1 protein-coding gene is annotated in these 267 nt (G+C 50.6%); it reads right to left on the bottom strand.

From position 1 onward, the window contains the following. On the bottom strand, window positions 1–266 hold a 266-nt coding region (locus AAEY72_RS15120), incomplete at its 3' end, for a hypothetical protein (protein ID WP_352311390.1). Between the last annotated feature and the right edge of the window lies 1 nt (window position 267).

Here is a 267-nt window from a genome sequence, read left to right as displayed (position 1 = left end):
CGCCCAAGCCTCTCTTGGATACCACCGAGCGTAGTGGCAGCTCTTTGCGATGCTTGATCTGCATTGCCAGCATTGACCTTACTGGCTGCTTGTTGGCGCTGCTCCAATAATTCAGGAATACGCTCAGCAATCGTGGGTGTATAGCGGATGAGCACCGCCTCTGCCAATGCTTCTTGCTCTGAGTTGCTGGCACGCATCGTCTCATAAAATACCAGAGTACCGCCAACCGCTGCTAATAAACAGATCGGTAAAAACACCAATATAATC

The organism is Psychrobacter sp. W2-37-MNA-CIBAN-0211 (assembly GCF_040309405.1).
GTDB lineage: Bacteria > Pseudomonadota > Gammaproteobacteria > Pseudomonadales > Moraxellaceae > Psychrobacter > Psychrobacter glaciei.
The sequence above is the reverse complement of the archived record's forward strand: the minus strand, read 5'-3'. Positions and strand labels throughout refer to the sequence as shown.